The sequence below is a fragment of the Micromonospora sp. LHW51205 genome (genome assembly GCF_003315815.1).
In the GTDB taxonomy this organism is placed as follows: domain Bacteria; phylum Actinomycetota; class Actinomycetes; order Mycobacteriales; family Micromonosporaceae; genus Micromonospora; species Micromonospora chalcea.
This window is the reverse complement of the sequence record NZ_QMEZ01000001.1, coordinates 1,077,976-1,094,602: the sequence shown is the minus strand read 5'-3', so window position 1 is coordinate 1,094,602 and position 16,627 is coordinate 1,077,976. Positions and strand designations below refer to the sequence as shown.

Sequence of the window (16,627 nt, the reverse complement as noted above, 5' to 3'; positions counted from 1 at the left end):
AACCGGCCGCCTCTGTTGCTTTTTGTGTCAACTTTCTCGATTCTAAATCCTCGTCACGGCATTTTGCGACTTGACGTAGCGAGGATGCTGTCCGGGGAAGCACGTGCGATCCTCGCCCAACCCGCTCCTTTACGCCGCACGCCGAGTTACGCCTGGGCACCGGAGTCGGAAGTGGGCGCAAACGCGTTGCCAGGCTGATGCGCCAGGCCGGGCTGCAGGGCTTCTGCCGGCGCTGCCGTCAGGGCTGCAAGGTGCGCGAGTTGGACGCGTGAGTGGATGCCGAGCTTCCGGTAGACGCGGGTGAGGTTTGCTTCGACTGTTTTGACACTGATGGTGAGGGCGGTGGCGATGTCGCGGTTGGTCGCTCCGCTGGCGGCGAGCTCGACGCAGCGCTGTTCGGCGGAGGTGAGGCAGGGGAGCGTACTGCTGTGCGCGGGGACGGGCTCCAGTTGGTGGAGGGTGCGGGTGGCGGCTTCGATCCAGGGGTGTGCCTGGTGCGTGCTGAAGAGGTCGGCGGCGCTCTGCGCCGCGGTGCGGGCGCTGGCGCGTCGGCGTCCGCGTCGTTCGGTGTGGCTGAGGGCCAGGAGGGTTCGACCGTGTTCGATGGGCAGGTGGCGGAGGTGGTCGGCTGCTGCGGTGAGGAGGTCGGCGGCCGCATCGTAGTTGCCCAGGGTGGCTTCCAGGAGTGCCTGGGAGCGGTCGAGCACGGGGAGGACGCAGCTTCTATCTAGATCAGTCGCGGTGCGACGGGTATCGGTCAGCAGTTTGCGGGCTTGGTCGAGGTAGCCGAGGGAGATGAGGGCTTGGGCGAGGTCGGCGTGCCAGCGCAGGACGGACGGGTCGCGGACCTGCTGGCGCTTCTCAAGCGTACGGACCTCTTCCAGCGCCTCCAGGGCTTCTTTCGGACGCCCGGTGACCAGGAGAAGATGTCCGAGGACGAAGAGGTTTCGGGAGAGGAAGACTTTGTTGTCCTCCCGGCGGGAGGTGTCCGCCCCGCGGCGTGCGTGAGCGAGGGCGGAGTCGGTGCACGAGGCGGTGCCCTCGACCAGGGCGGAGGTGTAGCACGTTGGTGCGGGGTCCAAGGCGGCTCTGTCGGTAAGCGACAGGGCGCGGCCGGCGTAGTCGAGGGCCAGTCCGCACCGTCCGGCGCGGATCTCGACTTCGGCGAGGCTGCGCAGGACATCCACGGTGGCTTCGGCGTCTCCGGTCCGCTCGGCTTCGACGAGCAGAGGCAGCAGTGCGCTGCGGGCTTCGTCCAGACGGTCGTCGAAGATGGCGTGCCGGGCGGAGAGCTGTTCGGGCCTGGCGTTGACGGGGATGTGAGTGCTGCGTGGCAGGGACAGGGCGTGGCCGAGCGTGGTCTCGGCTTGGGGGCGGCCGAGGATGCGTTGGATGCGGGCCTGCATCGTGAGGGCCATGGCGGTGGTGGCGGTGTCGCCAGCGCTCCGGGCGAGGCTGGCGGCCCGGGCAGCCTGGGCGCACGCCCGGTCGGGATCGCCGTTGACGTTGGCCCAGATCGCCTGGCGGACGAGGATCTGCGCGGTCAGGTCCGGATGTCCGGCCGCTTCGTGAAGTGCGTCGGCGAACAGCTTGTCGCCGTTGTACAGGTGCTGTCCGCCTGAGTCGATCAGGGCGATGAGGGCGTTGACGCGGTTGGCGGGGCTGCTGTCGTGGTTCAGGACGAGGCGGACGGCAGCCTGGCCGCGGGGCAGGTCGCCGTTGTGGGCGGCGTCGCGTACGGCGGTCAGCGCCCGTTCGGTGAGCAGGTCGGCGTCGGTCTCCGGGGTACGTTCGGCGGCGAGCAGGGAGAGCTCGGCCGCTAGTGCGGGTTCTCCGCGCAGCCGGGCGCGGGCGGCGGCGCGGTCGGCGCAGTCGGCCGACTGCGGGTCGTTGGTGTCGGCCGCCAGCGTGGTGTGACGGTCGCGGCGGATGCTGTCGCGGCTGGCTTCGGCCAGGCGGGCGTGCAGGAGCCTGCGTGTGGCGACCGGCGGTCGGGCCGCGAGTTCGGCACCGATCGCGGCGGCGGCGAACCGGATCTTCCCGTCGACCTGCCCGATGTTGATCAGTCCGGCTGCCTCGGCCTCTGCGAGAAGGTTTTCGGCGGGCGGGCCGGCGAGGCGGCTCAGCAGTTCGCGGTCGGGCCGGTCGTCGAGTGCGGCGACCGTCAACAGTTCCTGAACTTCGGCCGACACAGTGCCCAGCCATTCGTTCACCAGTCGGCGGGCGGCCGGCGGCAGGACCAGGTCGTCTACGAGACCCTGAGCGGCCGGCAGGTCGGTGGCGCGGCTGCGGGCCCCGGCGAATGCGAGGGCTAGGGCCGGGTTCCCTCCGCTGCGGATGTGGGTCTGCGTGACCTCGTAGGGGGTTAGCCGGTACGGCGACAGCAGGGTTGCGACCTGATCGGGTGTCAGCGCCGGGATGCGTACCGCACAGGGGTCCTCGCCGCACCAGTGGCCTTCGCTCCCCGGGCGCCAGATTCGCTCTGCGGCTATGACGGGAAGGTCGGGAGCCAGGCGCAGTGCCCAACGCAAGACGGCCGCGCTGGCCGTATCCAGCCACTGGGCGTTGTCCACCACCAGTGTCAGAGGCGGGGTGTCCAGCAGCAGGGTGGCGGTCAACCGGCGCAGCCGTAGAGCGGTCCCGGCGGGATCGGCAGAGCCCGGCACTCCGACGGCCTTGTCGATTCCGGTCGCGAGTTCCCGCGCGGCCGGCAGCGGTTGGAGGGCCAGTGCGAGTTCGAGCAGTCCGGTGTAGGGGACCTGGGCGTCCTGTGGGCTCGGAGCCAGCCTTAGGACAGGCATGCCCAGCTGCTGCCCGAGTACACCGGCCGCAGCGGTCTTGCCGATCCCGGGCGGACCGAACAGCACCACCCGACGGGCGCCGCGCACGACGCCCGGTACCACCGGCAGCATGGTGCCGGTGGCCCCCTGATGCGCATTCACTGCCGTCGCAGAATCTGGCACCGGATCATAGTGCGCCCGACGGTCCTTCGCGCACCAGAGCAAGGGGTTGCCCTGATTTCGGCCAGCCTCCGCCGTTCCTAGTGTCATCGCCAAAGCCGAGCTGTCACCGGTTGCCGGAGATCCCATCAACACGGGCCCTGCTGCCACACCCCTCAACCCATCTCGGCGGGAGGATTGCGATGTATCGAAGAACTGCCATGGCGGCCGCTGTCGCGGTTGCGCTTACCCTGGGCACCGTGACCGGGGTGGCCACCCAGTCGACCGCAGCCACCCCGCCCCCTACACCCACGGTTGCGCAGAGCCCGCTGTCGCTGGCGATCTCCGCGGCCGACCGGGCCGCCGACGGCGGTCACGACGCGCTGGCGAAAGGCCCCTTCGAGCAGTACGACCGGCGCATGGTGATCCCGTGGGTCGACGGGCTGTTCTCCATCGCCTACACACGCACCTACCGGGGCCTGCCGGTGGTCGGCGGCGACGCCGCCGTGCTCGCCGACGGCAAGGGCGCGATCCGGGCGATCTCGGCCGCCACCAAGACGAAGATCAACGTGTCGGTGGTGCCGACGGTCGCCGTCGACCGTGCCGAGCAGACCGCCAAGAGCCTGCTCGCGAAGGTCGACCGGGTCGAGTCGCGCACCCTGGTGGTGCACGTCAAGGACAGCACCGCCCGCCTCGCGTGGGAGGTCGTCGTCGCCGGGCGCACCGCCTCGGCGCCCAGCCACCTGCATGTCTTCGTGGACGCGCGCACCGGCCAGGTGCTGGCCAAGCAGGAGGACGCCGCGGCCGGTTCCGGCACCGGCAAGTGGAACGGGCCCAGCCCGTTGTCGATCACCACGTCGCAGTCGGGCAGCACGTACTACCTGCGCGACACCACGCGCACCGGCCTGAACTGCCAGGACTACAGCACCAGTACCGTCTTCTCCGGCGCGGACGACAGCTGGGGCAACGGGGTGGGCACCAGCAAGGAGACCGGCTGCGTCGACGCACTGTACTCGGCGCAGAAGGAATGGGACATGCTGTCGGCCTGGCTGGGCCGCAACGGGCACAACGGCAACGGCGGCAGCTGGCCGATCAAGGTCGGCCTGAACGAGCAGAACGCCTACTGGGACGGCTCCACGATCACGATCGGCAAGAACTCGGCAGGCAACTGGATCTCGTCGATGGACGTGGTCGGCCACGAGTTCGGCCACGGCCTCGACCAGAACACCCCCGGCGGCACCAGCTCCGAAGCCGGCCTCGGCGAAGCCACCGGCGACATCTTCGGCGCCCTGACCGAGGCATACGCCAACCAGTCCGCCACCTACGACGACCCGGACTACCTGGTCGGTGAGGAGATCGACCTCGTCGGCAGCGGCCCGATCCGCAACATGTACAACCCTTCGCTGGTCGGTGGCCACCCGAACTGCTACTCCTCGTCGATCCCGAACACCGAGGTACACGCGGCCGCCGGCCCGCTCAACCACTGGTTCTACCTGCTCGCCGAGGGCAGCGCGCCGGGCGGCGGCAAGCCGAACAGCCCCATCTGCTCGGGCGGCCCGTCGTCGGTCACCGGCGTCGGCATCCAGTCCGCCGGAAAGATCTTCTACGGCGGCATGCTGCTCAAGACCTCCGGCATGACCCACAAGAAGTACCGCACCGCGACCCTGACCGCCGCGAAGAACCTGGACTCCTCGTGCGTCCTGTTCAACCGGACCAAGGACGCGTGGAACGCGGTCGCGGTCCCGGCCCAGACCGGCGACCCGACCTGCACCGCGACCAGCACCGACTTCTCGATGTCGATCAGCCCCACCTCGGGCGGCGTCAACGCGGGCTCCTCGGTGACCGCGACGGTCAACACCGCCACCGTCTCCGGCAGCGCGCAGACCGTGTCGCTGACCTCCTCGGGTGCCCCGTCGGGGGTCACCGTGTCGTTCAGCCCGTCGTCGGTCACCTCGGGCGGCAGCTCCACGATGACGGTGGCGACCACGTCCGGCGCGGCCGCGGGCACGTACACCATCACCGTGACCGGCACCGGGTCGGTCACCCACACGGCCCAGTACACGCTGACGGTCAACGGCGGCACCCCCGGTGGCACCGCGCCGGACATCGACGTCGCCAACGTGCAGGCGCACCTGACACAGCTCAGCACCATCGCCACCAACAACGGCGGCACCCGCCGCTCGACCGGCCAGGGCTACCTGCAGTCGGTGGCGTACGTCAAGGGCAAGCTGCAGGCCGCCGGCTTCACCGTCACCGAGCAGCCCTGCACCTCCGGCTGCACCAGCGGTGCAGGCCCGAACCTGATCGCCGAGTGGCCGGGCGGTAACGCGAGCAACGTCTACATGTTCGGCGCCCACCTGGACGGCGTCTCGGCCGGTCCGGGCATGAACGACAACGGCTCCGGCTCGGCGGCGCTGCTCGAGGTCGCCCTCGCGCTGGCCGCGCAGAACCCGACCATGCTGAACAAGGTCCGCTTCGGCTGGTGGACCGACGAGGAACAGGGCCTCAACGGCTCCAAGTTCTACGTCAACTCGCTGACCAGTACCCAGCGAACGGCGATCAAGGCCTACTACAACTTCGACATGATCGCGTCGAAGAACGGCGGCTACTTCATCAACAACATCACCTCGACCGCGTCGCAGCCGATGAAGGCGTACTGGGACTCCCTCAGCCTGCAGCCGGAGGAGAACGTCGAGGGCCAGGGCCGTTCCGACGACTACTCGTTCCAGAACGCGGGCATCCCGACCTCCGGTTACGCGATGGGCGCCAGCGCCACCAAGACGTCGGCCCAGGCGTCGAAGTGGGGCGGCACGGCCGGTCAGTCCTACGACTCCTGCTACCACTCCTCGTGCGACACCCTCAGCAACATCGACGCCACCGCGCTGAACCGGGCTGCCGACGGCATCGCCTACACGCTGTGGAACCGGGCGGTCGGCACCTCGACGCCGACCAACGACTTCTCGATCTCGGCCAGCCCCGCGTCGGGCACCGTGAACGCGGGGTCCAGCACCACGACCACCGTCGGCACCGCCACCACCTCGGGCAGCGCCCAGACGGTTACCCTGACCGCCAGCGGCGCCCCCACGGGCGTAACGGTCTCGTTCAGCCCGTCGTCGGTCACCTCCGGCAGCTCGTCGACCGCCACCATCGCGGTCGGCTCGTCGGTGGCCGGCGGCACCTACACCATCACCATCACCGGCGCGGGTTCGGTGTCGCACAGCACCACGTACACGCTGACCGTGACCGGCGGGCCGGGCGGCTGCACCGCCGCCCAGCTGATCCTCAACGGCGGTTTCGAAAGCGGCACCTCGCCGTGGACCGGCTCCACCGGCGTGATCGGCACCTCTATCGGGCAGGTGCCGCGCAGCGGCACCCGGTACGCGTGGCTCGGCGGAAACGGCTACACCGCGACCGAGGCCATCAGCCAGACCGTCACCATCCCGTCGGGCTGCACCAGTGCGGTACTGACCTACTGGCTGCACATCGACACGAGCGAGTACTGGGCGCTCGCCTACGACGTGTTCACGATCAAGGCCAACGGCACCACCGTGGCGTCGCTGTCCAACATGAACGCTGCCACGGGCTACACGCAGCGCACCGTCAACCTCGGCGCGTACGCCGGCCAGACGGTCACGCTGACCTTCACCGGCACCGAGGACGCCTACCTGCAGACCAGCTTCGTGCTGGACGACGTGACCCTGCAGATCGGCTGAGTTCAACGGCAGGGTGGGGCGCTCGCCCCACCCTGCCGCAGGTCCTGCGCCCCTGTTCCGCTGCCGGACCGGACCTTAGCCTGAATCCGTGGATTGGATTCTGGGTGCGTTGTCGGGTTGATCTAGCCGATTGGGGGTGTGATGGATCCGCTGGCCCTGGTCTCCGTAGAACGCCAAGTAACCCGGCTCCGCCTTGACCTGGCGAGAGGCGAAGTCCATCGCCTCCGGGCGCAGATCTGCCCAACCTCGCGGGAAGCGGCCGTACCGGTCGTAGAACCTCCGCAACAGCGCGAACCCGGCCGTATCTCGCCATGCTTGGACGCAACCAGGTCCAGCTCAGCAGGGACAAGGGTCCAGTGCTCGACCAGCTCGCCGATGCTCAGAGGAGATCGACTCACAGCGGTCAACCATCGTGGCAGCGATCAGGGACCGCGCAGACCCCCAAAAAGATCAACTATTTGGCCCCTGGTCGCAAGATCGTTACTAAAGCCCCTGCGGATGGGGCCGGCGTGGTTGGTCGTGAAGGGCCCGTCGGCGTGTGACCAGGTCCAGCGAAGCCGTCGGTGGGTCAGCCACGCGCCGGTCTGGCCGGCGAGGTCGCGGTGCCGGCGCTGGGTCCTGTTGGTGTCAGCGCTGTCGGTGGTGAAGGCGAGCAGGGCGTAGCCGCCGGGGATCCCGGCGTCGGGCTCGCCGGGGTGCCGGCTGCCGTCGACGGAGAAGTGCACGCTAGCCAGGGCCGGTGCGCCCTGTCCGGGCAGAGTCTGCAGCATGTGGACATGGCCGTGGTCGACCAGGTGCCATCGGCCGTCCAGGGGCAGCCCGAGCGTGGTGCGGGCGTGGGCGAACAGTTCGTAGGCGTCGACGGGGTCCTGCACGACGAGGGTGGTGGTCACGGTCATCGCGGTCACCGGGCCCAGATGGGCCACTCCCTGCCACCCCGGGTGAACCGGCAGGCCGCTAGACTGGGCACTCGCGCCCTCGTAGCTCAGGGGATAGAGCATCGGTTTCCTAAACCGTGTGTCGCAGGTTCGAATCCTGCCGGGGGCACCAGGTCAGGTGTTTGATCAACGATCACTGTGCCGCCTTCCGGAGCTTGCGTGCCCGATCGCCTCGCCGAGATCTGCTGCAGCAACGCGGTTGTGTGAGCGGGACTGACAGCAGCGGCCACCCTCGCTCGTCGCTGACCCGTTCGAAGAACTGCAACAGGTCGTCCTTGCTGACCCCGAATTCCGCACAGACGCCAACGGCCGCCACTAGATGAACCTGGCCTTGAACTGGCCGGAGGCGCGAGGCAGGCGCCGGATGCGGGGCGCTCCTACGACCGACTGACATGGTCTGCGGTCGACCGTAGGTGACACGGCGAGCCATGCCAGAGCCTGCCACCCGCCATGGACAAAGCCGCAACAGGCACCCGCATGCCCTTCTCACATCACCTGATCGACACCGTAGACGGCCTGTGCGTGCGTGTACCCCTCGAATTCCAACTGCTTGATCAGGCCCGAACGAGAGAACGGCTGGGTGTCGAGGTAGTCCTTCGCCATCTTGGCAGCCTGTTTCTTGTAGTCAACCTTCAGAGAATCCACGGCCTGGGTTGCGATCTTCCTCGGGTAGCCCTCGAACTCCAACTGCTTGATCAGGCCGGAGCGGGAGAACGCTTGATATTGCAGGTAGTCGGAGGCGGCCCTGATGGCGTTCTCCTGCTCTACGGACACCTTCGGCTCGGTCGGCGCCTTGGTGGTGGCCTTCGGCTTCGGCTTCGGTGTTGTTGTCGTAGGAGCTGCGGTGGTGGGTGTTGGGGTAGTGGGTGCTGCGGTGGTGATCTCCACCGACGGTGCTGCTGTAGGGCTTTCTGCCGGGACGGACGCGGCAGCGGTCGCCTCCGCGGCGGCGCTCCTTGCGGGGGGTGAGTCGCCACCGCCGACTGCCGCAGCGATGGTCACTCCGCCGCAGCAGAGCACCAAGACACCGCCGACGGCCGCTGCGATGATGAGCCGCACGGGGCGCTTCTTCGGAGGCTGCTGCAAATGCGTAGCTGGGTAACCGGGGGGCGGCGGAGCGCTGTAGCTCACTGATGGGACCCTTCGGGAGACTGTGCGTAACCGCGTATACGGCGAGTCTGCTCAGCCGGGCCATCTATAACCATCCCCGCTTCAGCCGATGATCTCCTCAGCCGTTGCTGGTGGAATGTCGTCCGACCGCTGACGCGTTCTGCTGCATGAGTTGGCCGGCGCGGGACGTGCGGTTGCGATTGCCGTACGTCACTTCGTTCCCGACGGGACGGCAGCGTCCACCCGTGTAGAGGACGCGCGAAGGGGCTCCGTCTCGGAATCGTTGCCGGTCAGTGCGGAAGCGGGTGAAAACCCTGCCGGCGGTGCCTGCATTCACTCATTTCCCGACCGTTCGTCGCGGTTCTGATCATGGCCGGGGCGGCGGGGCACGCTCTGTTCGGCCGTCCCGGCTCACGTGCTCACCCGGGGTTCCAGCGGCGAGTAGGCGACTCTCCCGGGCCACAAACGAGCAAGGTGACAGTGCCCGTCGCGAGGTGCCAGGTGAGGTGGGCGGCCAGATAGCCGATGCGCACACGGTCAAGTCCGAGCCCGGCGACAAGAGTTGCGCATGCTGACCATCCGGCGAGGTGATCGGGGCCGGTACGACGACGCCTGGAGCGGTAGGTTGCACGTCGATGTTTCTCGTCTTCTTCGCACTTGTGCTGCTCGCTCTGGCCTGGCCGGTGTTCGCGGCCGCTGCCCTCGTGTTCGTGGTGGTCGCACTGTTGGCGCTCCGTCGCGACCCGCACCTCCGGGGCAGGGCATGGGCGCTGAGGCGGGCGGGATGGTTCCTGGCCGCCGGTGCGGCGTTCACCGGGGCCGCCGCTTACGGTCGCGGGTTGGCGGCGACGACCTTCGGGATCCTGGATCCCGATGACGCTTGCATGCTGCGGCGGCCGGAAGGCTACAGCCACCGCATCGGCGCGTCGGCTGACGGGTCGTCGAGCATGTGGCCGCTGCGCGACACCACGTGCGGCCCCGACCTGGTGCCCGGTTACGTCAATCCCCTGGTGGCCGGGTCGGCAGGGCTGTTCGTGGTGCTCCTGGCGGTCCTGATCCTGGCGGAGGTCAGGTCCCGGCGGCTGCCGGACGGCGACGCAGCCCGCCGGTGACAGTGGCCGCGACGCGGCGCGCCGGCGACATTGGACGACGAACCGGCGACGAGGCGGTGACGCGGACGGCCCCGCGTCCGGCCGGAGCCGGAGCGCGGGGCCGGCGGGTCAGCGGACCAGCGCTGCCACCAGCGTCCCGATGCAGGCGACGACGGCGGCGATGATCGGACTGAGCGTCTTGATGTACGCCAGGATGAGCCGGTGCCGGTCGGTCGGCTCGGCAACGGTTTCGTCCTCGTCCTCTGGTGTCTCGAAGTCTGACCCGTGAGGGATTACAGTCAACGTGACTCCTTCCGTTGCAGCGGTGGAGTCGAATGCGGCGTCCGGTGGCAGCCGGGCGCCGCCCTCTGTGTGAGGCGACGCAGTGCCGTTCGACGGTTCGAGCATCCTCTCGCCGGACAGCTAGCACAAGAGCGGGCAATTCACTGTCGGGTACCTGACAAGCAGATGCATCGCATCGAGAAAATTTCGGTGCCACCTCTTGCCAAATGCAATTTTCCGTGAACGAGTTCTACCGAACGTGACCATCCCGAAGCTTACGGTGAGCAGTCGTGTCGGCAAGCGCGCCGACTACGAGACGAGGAAGCCGGTGGAGGGGCGGGTCAGGACGCCGGTCATCGGGAAGCGGGTGGAGCCGTTCCACCAGTGCCACACGACGCGCGCGGTGCCATCGGCGGCGTCGAAGACGTCCATCCCGCCGGGGCCCTGGTGGTTGCCGGGCAGGCCGCGGATCGGGTTGAGTCCGGCGCTGCCGGTGTAGCCGAAGAAGGGCCGGGACACGCCTTCGCGGATGGGGGTGCAGCGGGAGCCGGGCAGGGGAGTCGCGCCGCAGCGGGCGATGCCGGTGGAGTAGCGCGCGCTGTCCCAGTTGTTGCCCGAGTACATCAGGTACCAGTCGCCGTCGGCGGCCTTCCACATCGCCGGGTTCTCCACCACGTGCGTACCGCCGCTGATCTTGGCGGTGTCCCAGGTGATGTCGGTGCTCTTGAGCATGTCCCGGCGGGTGTCCCAGATCGCGCGGCCCTCACTATCGGTGCGGACCGTGGAGATGCCGGTCTCGGCGCCGGAGGCGATGGCGTCGTCCCGGTAGGTCACGTACAGGTTCCCGCCGGCCACGAAGGGGTTCGCGTCGAGTGCCCACCGCCCGGCGTCCGGGCAGGCCCACTCGCCCTGGTTCTGGAAGGGGCCGCGGGCGCTGTCGGAGACGGCCCGTCCGATGCACTTCTGGCCGGAGCCCTTGCGGGAGGCGGTGTAGAACATGAAGAACCGGTTGCCGAAGCGGGCGACGCCGGGTGCCCAGACCGCGCCGCCGGGCTCGGCCCAGGCGCCCGGGCCGGAGGGCAGCGCGTCGTGCGAGGCGCAGTCGGCCATGCCGACGCTGCTGCCGGAGCCGTGGACGAGGACGGGTACGTACAGTCTGCCGGTCGCGCCGCAGCGCGCGCCGGTGCCGGCGCCGACTGTGGTGCCGTAGGTGACGTAGGAGCCGTCCTTCGCCAGCAGGGTGTCCGGGTCGGCCAGCGGGAAGGTGGACGAACTCGCCAGCGTGGACAGGCCGCTGCCGGGCGCGGCCGTGGCGGGTGTTGCCGCTGTGGTGGTCACCAGGGCGGTCGTCACGAGCGCGACGAGCGCCTCGCGCAGTCGTAAAATTCTCACCGCTCAGCCTCCATCGATGAAGGTAATTGTCGACGCGAGGCTATCGACGGTGAGTGATCGAAGTCAATGAATCAATGCGACGCGAGGTGCGTGGGTCGGGCCGGGAGCCGGTAGATCGACACGTGGGAGCGCGATTCGGCGGTGAACTCCGTGCCGGACCAGTCCGCGTACCGATGCTCCAGGGTGAAGCCGGCCAACTCGCCCATCAGGTCCAGCTCGGACGGCCAGACGTAGCGGTGCGGGCTGCGGAAGACGCGCGCCTCGCGGCCGTCGCCGAACTCGAAGTGGTGCGAGACGAGGTGTTGCCGCAGCACGTCGTAGGTGTCCACGCCGACGTATCCGGGCTCGCTCGCGAAGACCGCCGCCCGCTGCCCGGGCGGCAGTACGCGCAGCTCCGGCACCTCCAGCTCGATCACGAACCGGCCGCCGGGCTTGAGGTGGCGGGCGGCGTTGCGGAAGCACGCCACCTGTTCGGCCTGTTCGAGCAGGTTGGAGATGGTGTTGTAGACGAGGTAGACCAGGCTGTACTCCCCGGGTGAGGTGGCGGTGGCCATGTCGCCGATCACCACCGGGATCGTCGCCGCATCGGCCTTCGTCCGCAGTCGCTCCACCATCGGTGCGGAGAGTTCGATGCCGCTGACCCGCACGCCGCGTCCGGCCAGGGGGACTGCCACCCGGCCCGTGCCGATGGCGAACTCCAGCACCGGCCCGTCGCCGGCGAGCGCGGCGAGCCGGTCCACGGCCGGGTCGAGCACCTCCGGCGCGAACATCCCCGTGCCCGGTGTGTCGTACCGCTCGGCGGTCTCGCCGTTCCAGATCTCGTCCTGGCGCATCCGCTCACCATGGCGATCGGCGCCGGACGCTGTCGACCGCATTTCACCGTCGAGCCCGGTTCCGGAAGGCCCGAACCCGCTGCGGAGCCGCTGTTACGCTCCGTCATGAGGGCCGCGTGGTCTGGTGAGCCCTCCGGTCCGGGCCCTCCAGGTCGGCGCCAGGGTGCGTCGGTACCCTGCTAGTTCTGGCCTGTCCGCGACGACATGAGGTATTCGTGAACGATCTTCGAGTGGTGGCGTTCGACCTGGACGACACCCTGGCGATTTCCAAGTCCCAGATCGATCGTCGGATGGCGGAGCTGCTCGGCCACCTGCTCACCGAGGTGGACGTACTCATCATCTCCGGTGGTCGGTTCGAGCAGTTCCAGTCGCAGGTGCTGGCCCACCTCGACCTCACCGAGCAGCAGCGCGAGCGGCTGCACCTGATGCCCACCTGCGGTACCCGCTACTACCGCTGGTCCGACGGGGACTGGCGGCAGGTCTACGCCGAGGATCTGAGCGAGGCCGACAAGGCGCGTGTCGTTGCCGCGCTGACCGAGTCGGCGCAGGCGCTGGGTCTGTGGGAGGCGAAGACCTGGGGCGACATCATCGAGGACCGGGGCAGCCAGATCACGTTCTCCGCGCTGGGTCAGTCCGCCCCGCCGGCGGAGAAGTACGGCTGGGACCCGGACGGCGACAAGAAGCGGCGGCTGCGGGACGCGGTCGCGGCGAAGCTGCCCGACCTGGAGGTCCGTGGCGGCGGCTCGACCTCGATCGACGTCACCCGCAAGGGTGTGGACAAGGCGTACGGCATGCGGAAGCTGCTGGAGCACCTGGACCTGACCATCGACAACGTGCTCTTCGTGGGGGACCGGCTGGACGTGGGCGGCAACGACTACCCGGTCAAGGCCATGGACATCCGCTGCCACGCGGTCACCCGGTGGGAGGACACCGCCGACTACGTGGAGCGGCTCGTCGACGACCTGGTGAAGCAGCGCGCCGGGCGCGCCTGACCGACGTGCGACGCAGAGCCCGCCGGTTCCGGAACCGGCGGGCTCTGGCGGTATCGACGGTGATGAGGTAGGAACAGCCGAGAGAGCGCTCTCCCGTCCCATCACCGAACAGGCAGGCAGATGCGATCACCCGACCCCTCCCGCCGCCGTTTCCTCACGCTCACCGCCTCCGCGGCCTCGCTCACCGCCCTCGGCCTCCCGGCCGGCGCCGCCGCCGCGTCCCCGGCCGCGCGCCCGGCACGCGAGCCCGACTTCGGCCCCAACATCTTCGTGTACGACCCCGGCACGCCGGTGGAGGAGATCCAGTCCACGCTGGACCGGTTGTTCACCGCCCAGGAACGCAACGAGATGGGCTTCGACAGGTACGCCGTGCTGTTCAAGCCCGGCCGCTACGAGGTGGACGCCCGGCTCGGCTACTACACGACTGTCGCCGGTCTCGGCGCCCACCCGGACGACGTGGAGATCCACGGCGCGGTCCGGGTGGTCGGCCAGCCCGACCCGAACTCGCCGGCCGGCATCTCCGCGCTGACCAACTTCTGGCGTTCGGCGGAGAACCTCGCTGTCACCCCGACCGACTGGTCGAATCAGTGGGCCGTCTCCCAGGCGTCGCCGATGCGCCGGGTGCACGTCAAGGGTGTGCTGTGGCTGGAACCCGGTAACGGCGGCTACTCCAGCGGCGGCTACATCGCCGACTCCAAGGTGGACGGCATCACCATCAACGGCTCCCAGCAGCAGTGGCTCACCCGCGACAGCGAACTCGGCGGCGAGTGGACCAACGGCGTGTGGAACCAGGTCTTCTCCGGCGTGATCGGCGCGCCCGCCCAGGGCTTCCCCGACCCGCCGTACACCACGCTGCCGACCAGCCCGGTGACCCGGGAGAAGCCGTACCTGTTCGTCGACGCCCGGGGCGCCTGGCGGGTCGCCGTGCCGCGTCTGCGCCGGAACACCGCCGGCACCACCTGGGCCACCGGCGGCGCGCCGGTGCCGTCGCTGCCGCTGTCCGCGTTCTTCCTGGCCCGGCCCACCGACTCGGCGAAGCGGATCAACGCGGAACTGGCCCGGGGCCGGCACCTGCTGCTCACGCCCGGCGTCTACCACCTGGACCGGGCCCTGCGGGTACGCCGACCGGACACCGTGGTGCTCGGCCTCGGCATGCCGAGCCTGGTGCCGGACCGCGGGGACGCGGCGCTGCGGATCGAGGACGTGGACGGGGTCCGCATCGCCGGGGTGCTGGTGGACGCCGGGCCGGTCGAGTCGCCGGTGCTGGTCGAGGTCGGCACGCGGCACTGCCACCGGTCGCACGCCACGAACCCGATCTCGCTGCAGGACGTCTTCTTCCGCATCGGCGGCCCGTACGCCGGGCGGGCGGTGACCAGCCTGGTGGTGCACAGCCGGCACACGCTGATCGACAACATCTGGGCCTGGCGCGGCGACCACGGCCGGGCCGGGACGATCGGCTGGACCGTGAACACCGCCGCCACCGGCGTGATCGTCAACGGCGACGACGTGACCGCGTACGGGCTCTTCGTCGAGCACTACCAGCGCTGGCAGACGATCTGGAACGGCGAGCGCGGCCGGACCGTGTTCTACCAGAGCGAGCTGCCCTACGACCCGCCGAGCCAGGCGGCCTGGCGCAGCCCGACCGGCAACGGCTGGGCCTCGTACAAGGTGGCCGATCACGTCCGCACGCACGAGGCGTGGGGACTGGGCGTCTACTCGTACTTCAACCAGGGCGTGGACATCCGCTGTGACAGGGGGATCGAGGCGCCGCGCCGGGCCGGGGTGCGGTTCCACGACGCCATCACGGTGTTCCTCGACGGCAGCGGCGGGATCGAGCGCACGATAAACGACGTCGGCACCCCGGTCGTCGGCTCGTACGGCACCAGCACGGTAATCAGCTACCCGTGACGTCAGCGGCGGCCCGGCCGGTGATCCGGCCGGGCCGCCCGGCTCACCCGGCGAGCTGGTCGACGCGGGAGAGCACCTGGTCGATCAGGCCGTACTCGCGGGCCTCCTCGGCGGTGAACCAGCGGTCGCGGTCCCAGTCGCGCTGGATCTCCTCCAGCGTGCGCCCGCTGTGCCGGGCGATGAGCTCCTGCATGGTCCGCTTCACGTGCAGCATGTTCTCGGCCTGGATGGTGATGTCGGAGGCCGTGCCGCCCATCCCGCCGGAGGGCTGGTGCATCAGGATCCGGGTGTGCGGCAGCGCGAACCGCTTGCCGGCCGTCCCGGCGCAGAGCAGGAACTGCCCCATCGAGCCGGCGATCCCGAGCGCCAGCGTCGCGACGTCGTTCTTGACGTACCGCATGGTGTCGTAGATGGCCATGCCGGCGCTCACCGAGCCGCCGGGCGAGTTGATGTAGAGGAAGATGTCGCGCTCCGCGTCCTCGGCCGCGAGGAGCAGGATCTGCGCGCAGATCTGATTCGCCGACGCCTCGGTGACCTCGGTGCCGAGGAAGATGATCCGTTCCTTCAGCAACCGCTCGAAGACCCGGTCGTCGAACACCGCCTGCCGATCGTCGAGCATCCAGATGCCACCCATCACCGCGCACCTCCGTACCGCCGGTGGACGGTGGACCGCCCGGGAACCCGGCGGTCTCCAGCGTCCGCCGGGCGCACGGTCGCGGCCCAGGCTTTCTGCCCGGGGCAGATCCGCCCTCGGCAGAAGCTACGCGGCGACCGGCCGCCGCCGGCCCGCGCGGGCCCGCCGCCGGGCCAGCGTGACGGAGGTACGCGGACGGGGGCGGGCGGTCGAGGCGGAGGGAGCCGGCCAGATCCGGATGCCGCCACCGAACCCGATCGGCGTGGCGGCGCCGAGGGGCGCGCCGAGCGGCGCCGGCCCGGGGCCCAGGGGCCGCAGCGTGCCGCCGAGCAGCGGCGTGGCGGTGACCGGCCGACGGGCGACGTGCGGCCGGAGCGAGACGGCGGGCCGGCGGGACACGGGCGGCCGGGACGACACGGCCGGACGGCGCGTGACGGACAGCCGGGGCGGGCCGACCCGCAGCTGCGGCCCGGTGCGGGCGACCGGCACCCGGTCGAACCGGGCCGCCGAGACTCCGGGGACGACCGGCGTCGGCCGCTCGCGGCGCAGCTCGTCACGGGCTTCTTCGAGCAGGTCGGCGAGGTGGATCCCGAGCGCGCGGCAGATCGCGGCGAGCACCTCGGAGGAGGCCTCCTTGCGTCCGCGCTCGACCTCGGAGAGGTAGGGCAGGGAGACGCCGGCGGCCTGGGCCACCTCGCGCAGCGTGCGGCCCTGGCGCAGGCGGATGCGCCGGAGCACCCCGCCGATCACCCGTCGCAGCAACGACATGCCGGCCTCCTCGCGGTCGGGCGCCCC

Annotated in this window: 12 protein-coding genes, 1 tRNA gene and 1 pseudogene; 6 read left to right on the top strand and 8 right to left on the bottom strand. The window is 69.8% G+C overall.

The genetic code is table 11. The annotated features are described in order from the left end of the window. Positions 1 to 152: 152 nt before the first annotated feature. Positions 153 to 272: an IS3 family transposase gene (locus tag DQE82_RS31420; RefSeq protein ID WP_223201434.1), complete on the top strand. Its 120-nt coding sequence runs from the start codon at positions 153 to 155 to the stop codon at positions 270 to 272. Here the strand turns inward: DQE82_RS31420 and DQE82_RS05105 are convergent. Further along, a pseudogene (locus tag DQE82_RS05105) lies at positions 258 to 2,912 on the bottom strand (LuxR C-terminal-related transcriptional regulator); the annotation flags it as partial. The gene DQE82_RS31420 and the pseudogene DQE82_RS05105 sit on opposite strands and share 15 nt — an antisense overlap. Positions 2,913 to 3,199: 287 nt before the next feature. Between DQE82_RS05105 and DQE82_RS05100 the strand changes: the two are divergent. Further along, positions 3,200 to 6,652: a M28 family peptidase gene (locus DQE82_RS05100; protein ID WP_370446775.1), complete on the top strand. Its 3,453-nt coding sequence runs from the start codon at positions 3,200 to 3,202 to the stop codon at positions 6,650 to 6,652. Positions 6,653 to 7,074: 422 nt separating this feature from the next. On the opposite strand, the gene DQE82_RS05095 is transcribed toward DQE82_RS05100, so the two are convergent. Beyond that, positions 7,075 to 7,551, bottom strand: coding sequence for a hypothetical protein (locus tag DQE82_RS05095; protein WP_147265123.1), 477 nt, complete (start codon positions 7,549 to 7,551; stop codon positions 7,075 to 7,077). A gap of 75 nt (positions 7,552 to 7,626) precedes the next feature. Between DQE82_RS05095 and DQE82_RS05090 the strand changes: the two genes are divergently transcribed. Beyond that, a tRNA-Arg gene (locus DQE82_RS05090) sits at positions 7,627 to 7,702 on the top strand. 374 nt (positions 7,703 to 8,076) lie between these two features. On the opposite strand, the gene DQE82_RS05085 is transcribed toward DQE82_RS05090, so the two are convergent. Further along, a complete protein-coding gene (locus DQE82_RS05085) occupies positions 8,077 to 8,649 on the bottom strand; it encodes an Ltp family lipoprotein (RefSeq protein ID WP_198033303.1) in 573 nt (190 codons plus the stop codon). 686 nt (positions 8,650 to 9,335) lie between these two features. On the opposite strand from DQE82_RS05085, the gene DQE82_RS05080 reads away from it, so the two are divergent. After that, the gene (locus tag DQE82_RS05080) at positions 9,336 to 9,812 is read left to right on the top strand and encodes a hypothetical protein (RefSeq protein ID WP_043326959.1); all 477 of its coding nucleotides are present in this window, start codon (positions 9,336 to 9,338) and stop codon (positions 9,810 to 9,812) included. 108 nt (positions 9,813 to 9,920) lie between these two features. Here DQE82_RS05080 and DQE82_RS30770 read toward each other — a convergent pair whose 3' ends face one another. The 3 genes from DQE82_RS30770 to DQE82_RS05070 form a co-directional block, all read right to left on the bottom strand. Further along, positions 9,921 to 10,094, bottom strand: a complete 174-nt coding sequence (locus tag DQE82_RS30770; protein ID WP_013283846.1) for a hypothetical protein — start codon at positions 10,092 to 10,094, stop codon at positions 9,921 to 9,923. A 288-nt stretch (positions 10,095 to 10,382) separates the two neighbouring features. Next, on the bottom strand, positions 10,383 to 11,465 hold the full coding sequence (locus tag DQE82_RS05075) for a family 43 glycosylhydrolase (protein ID WP_104115131.1): 1,083 nt from the start codon (positions 11,463 to 11,465) through the stop codon (positions 10,383 to 10,385). A gap of 71 nt (positions 11,466 to 11,536) precedes the next feature. Next, positions 11,537 to 12,298: a bifunctional 2-polyprenyl-6-hydroxyphenol methylase/3-demethylubiquinol 3-O-methyltransferase UbiG gene (locus DQE82_RS05070; protein ID WP_113972098.1), complete on the bottom strand. Its 762-nt coding sequence runs from the start codon at positions 12,296 to 12,298 to the stop codon at positions 11,537 to 11,539. Positions 12,299 to 12,513: 215 nt separating this feature from the next. Between DQE82_RS05070 and DQE82_RS05065 the strand changes: the two genes are divergently transcribed. After that, on the top strand, positions 12,514 to 13,290 hold the full coding sequence (locus tag DQE82_RS05065) for an HAD-IIB family hydrolase (protein WP_104115129.1): 777 nt from the start codon (positions 12,514 to 12,516) through the stop codon (positions 13,288 to 13,290). Positions 13,291 to 13,410: 120 nt separating this feature from the next. Then, complete coding sequence (locus tag DQE82_RS05060; RefSeq protein WP_113972097.1) at positions 13,411 to 15,198, top strand: adenylyl cyclase; 1,788 nt, start codon at positions 13,411 to 13,413, stop codon at positions 15,196 to 15,198. A gap of 43 nt (positions 15,199 to 15,241) precedes the next feature. On the opposite strand, the gene DQE82_RS05055 is transcribed toward DQE82_RS05060, so the two are convergent. Both DQE82_RS05055 and DQE82_RS05050 read right to left on the bottom strand, forming a co-directional pair. Then, on the bottom strand, positions 15,242 to 15,832 hold the full coding sequence (locus tag DQE82_RS05055; protein WP_043326952.1) for a ClpP family protease: 591 nt from the start codon (positions 15,830 to 15,832) through the stop codon (positions 15,242 to 15,244). Positions 15,833 to 15,958: 126 nt separating this feature from the next. Further along, the gene (locus tag DQE82_RS05050; RefSeq protein WP_113972363.1) at positions 15,959 to 16,600 is read right to left on the bottom strand and encodes a helix-turn-helix domain-containing protein; all 642 of its coding nucleotides are present in this window, start codon (positions 16,598 to 16,600) and stop codon (positions 15,959 to 15,961) included. Between the last annotated feature and the right edge of the window lie 27 nt (positions 16,601 to 16,627).

What these genes read in the sequence shown, in the direction of transcription:
- DQE82_RS05095 (WP_147265123.1), bottom strand. Translation starts at nt 7,551, where the DNA reads ATGACCGTGACCACCACCCTCGTCGTGCAGGACCCCGTCGACGCCTAC.
- DQE82_RS05080 (WP_043326959.1), top strand. Translation starts at nt 9,336, where the DNA reads ATGTTTCTCGTCTTCTTCGCACTTGTGCTGCTCGCTCTGGCCTGGCCG.
- DQE82_RS05070 (WP_113972098.1), bottom strand. Translation starts at nt 12,298, where the DNA reads ATGCGCCAGGACGAGATCTGGAACGGCGAGACCGCCGAGCGGTACGAC.
- DQE82_RS05060 (WP_113972097.1), top strand. Translation starts at nt 13,411, where the DNA reads ATGCGATCACCCGACCCCTCCCGCCGCCGTTTCCTCACGCTCACCGCC.
- DQE82_RS05055 (WP_043326952.1), bottom strand. Translation starts at nt 15,832, where the DNA reads ATGGGTGGCATCTGGATGCTCGACGATCGGCAGGCGGTGTTCGACGAC.
- DQE82_RS05050 (WP_113972363.1), bottom strand. Translation starts at nt 16,600, where the DNA reads ATGTCGTTGCTGCGACGGGTGATCGGCGGGGTGCTCCGGCGCATCCGC.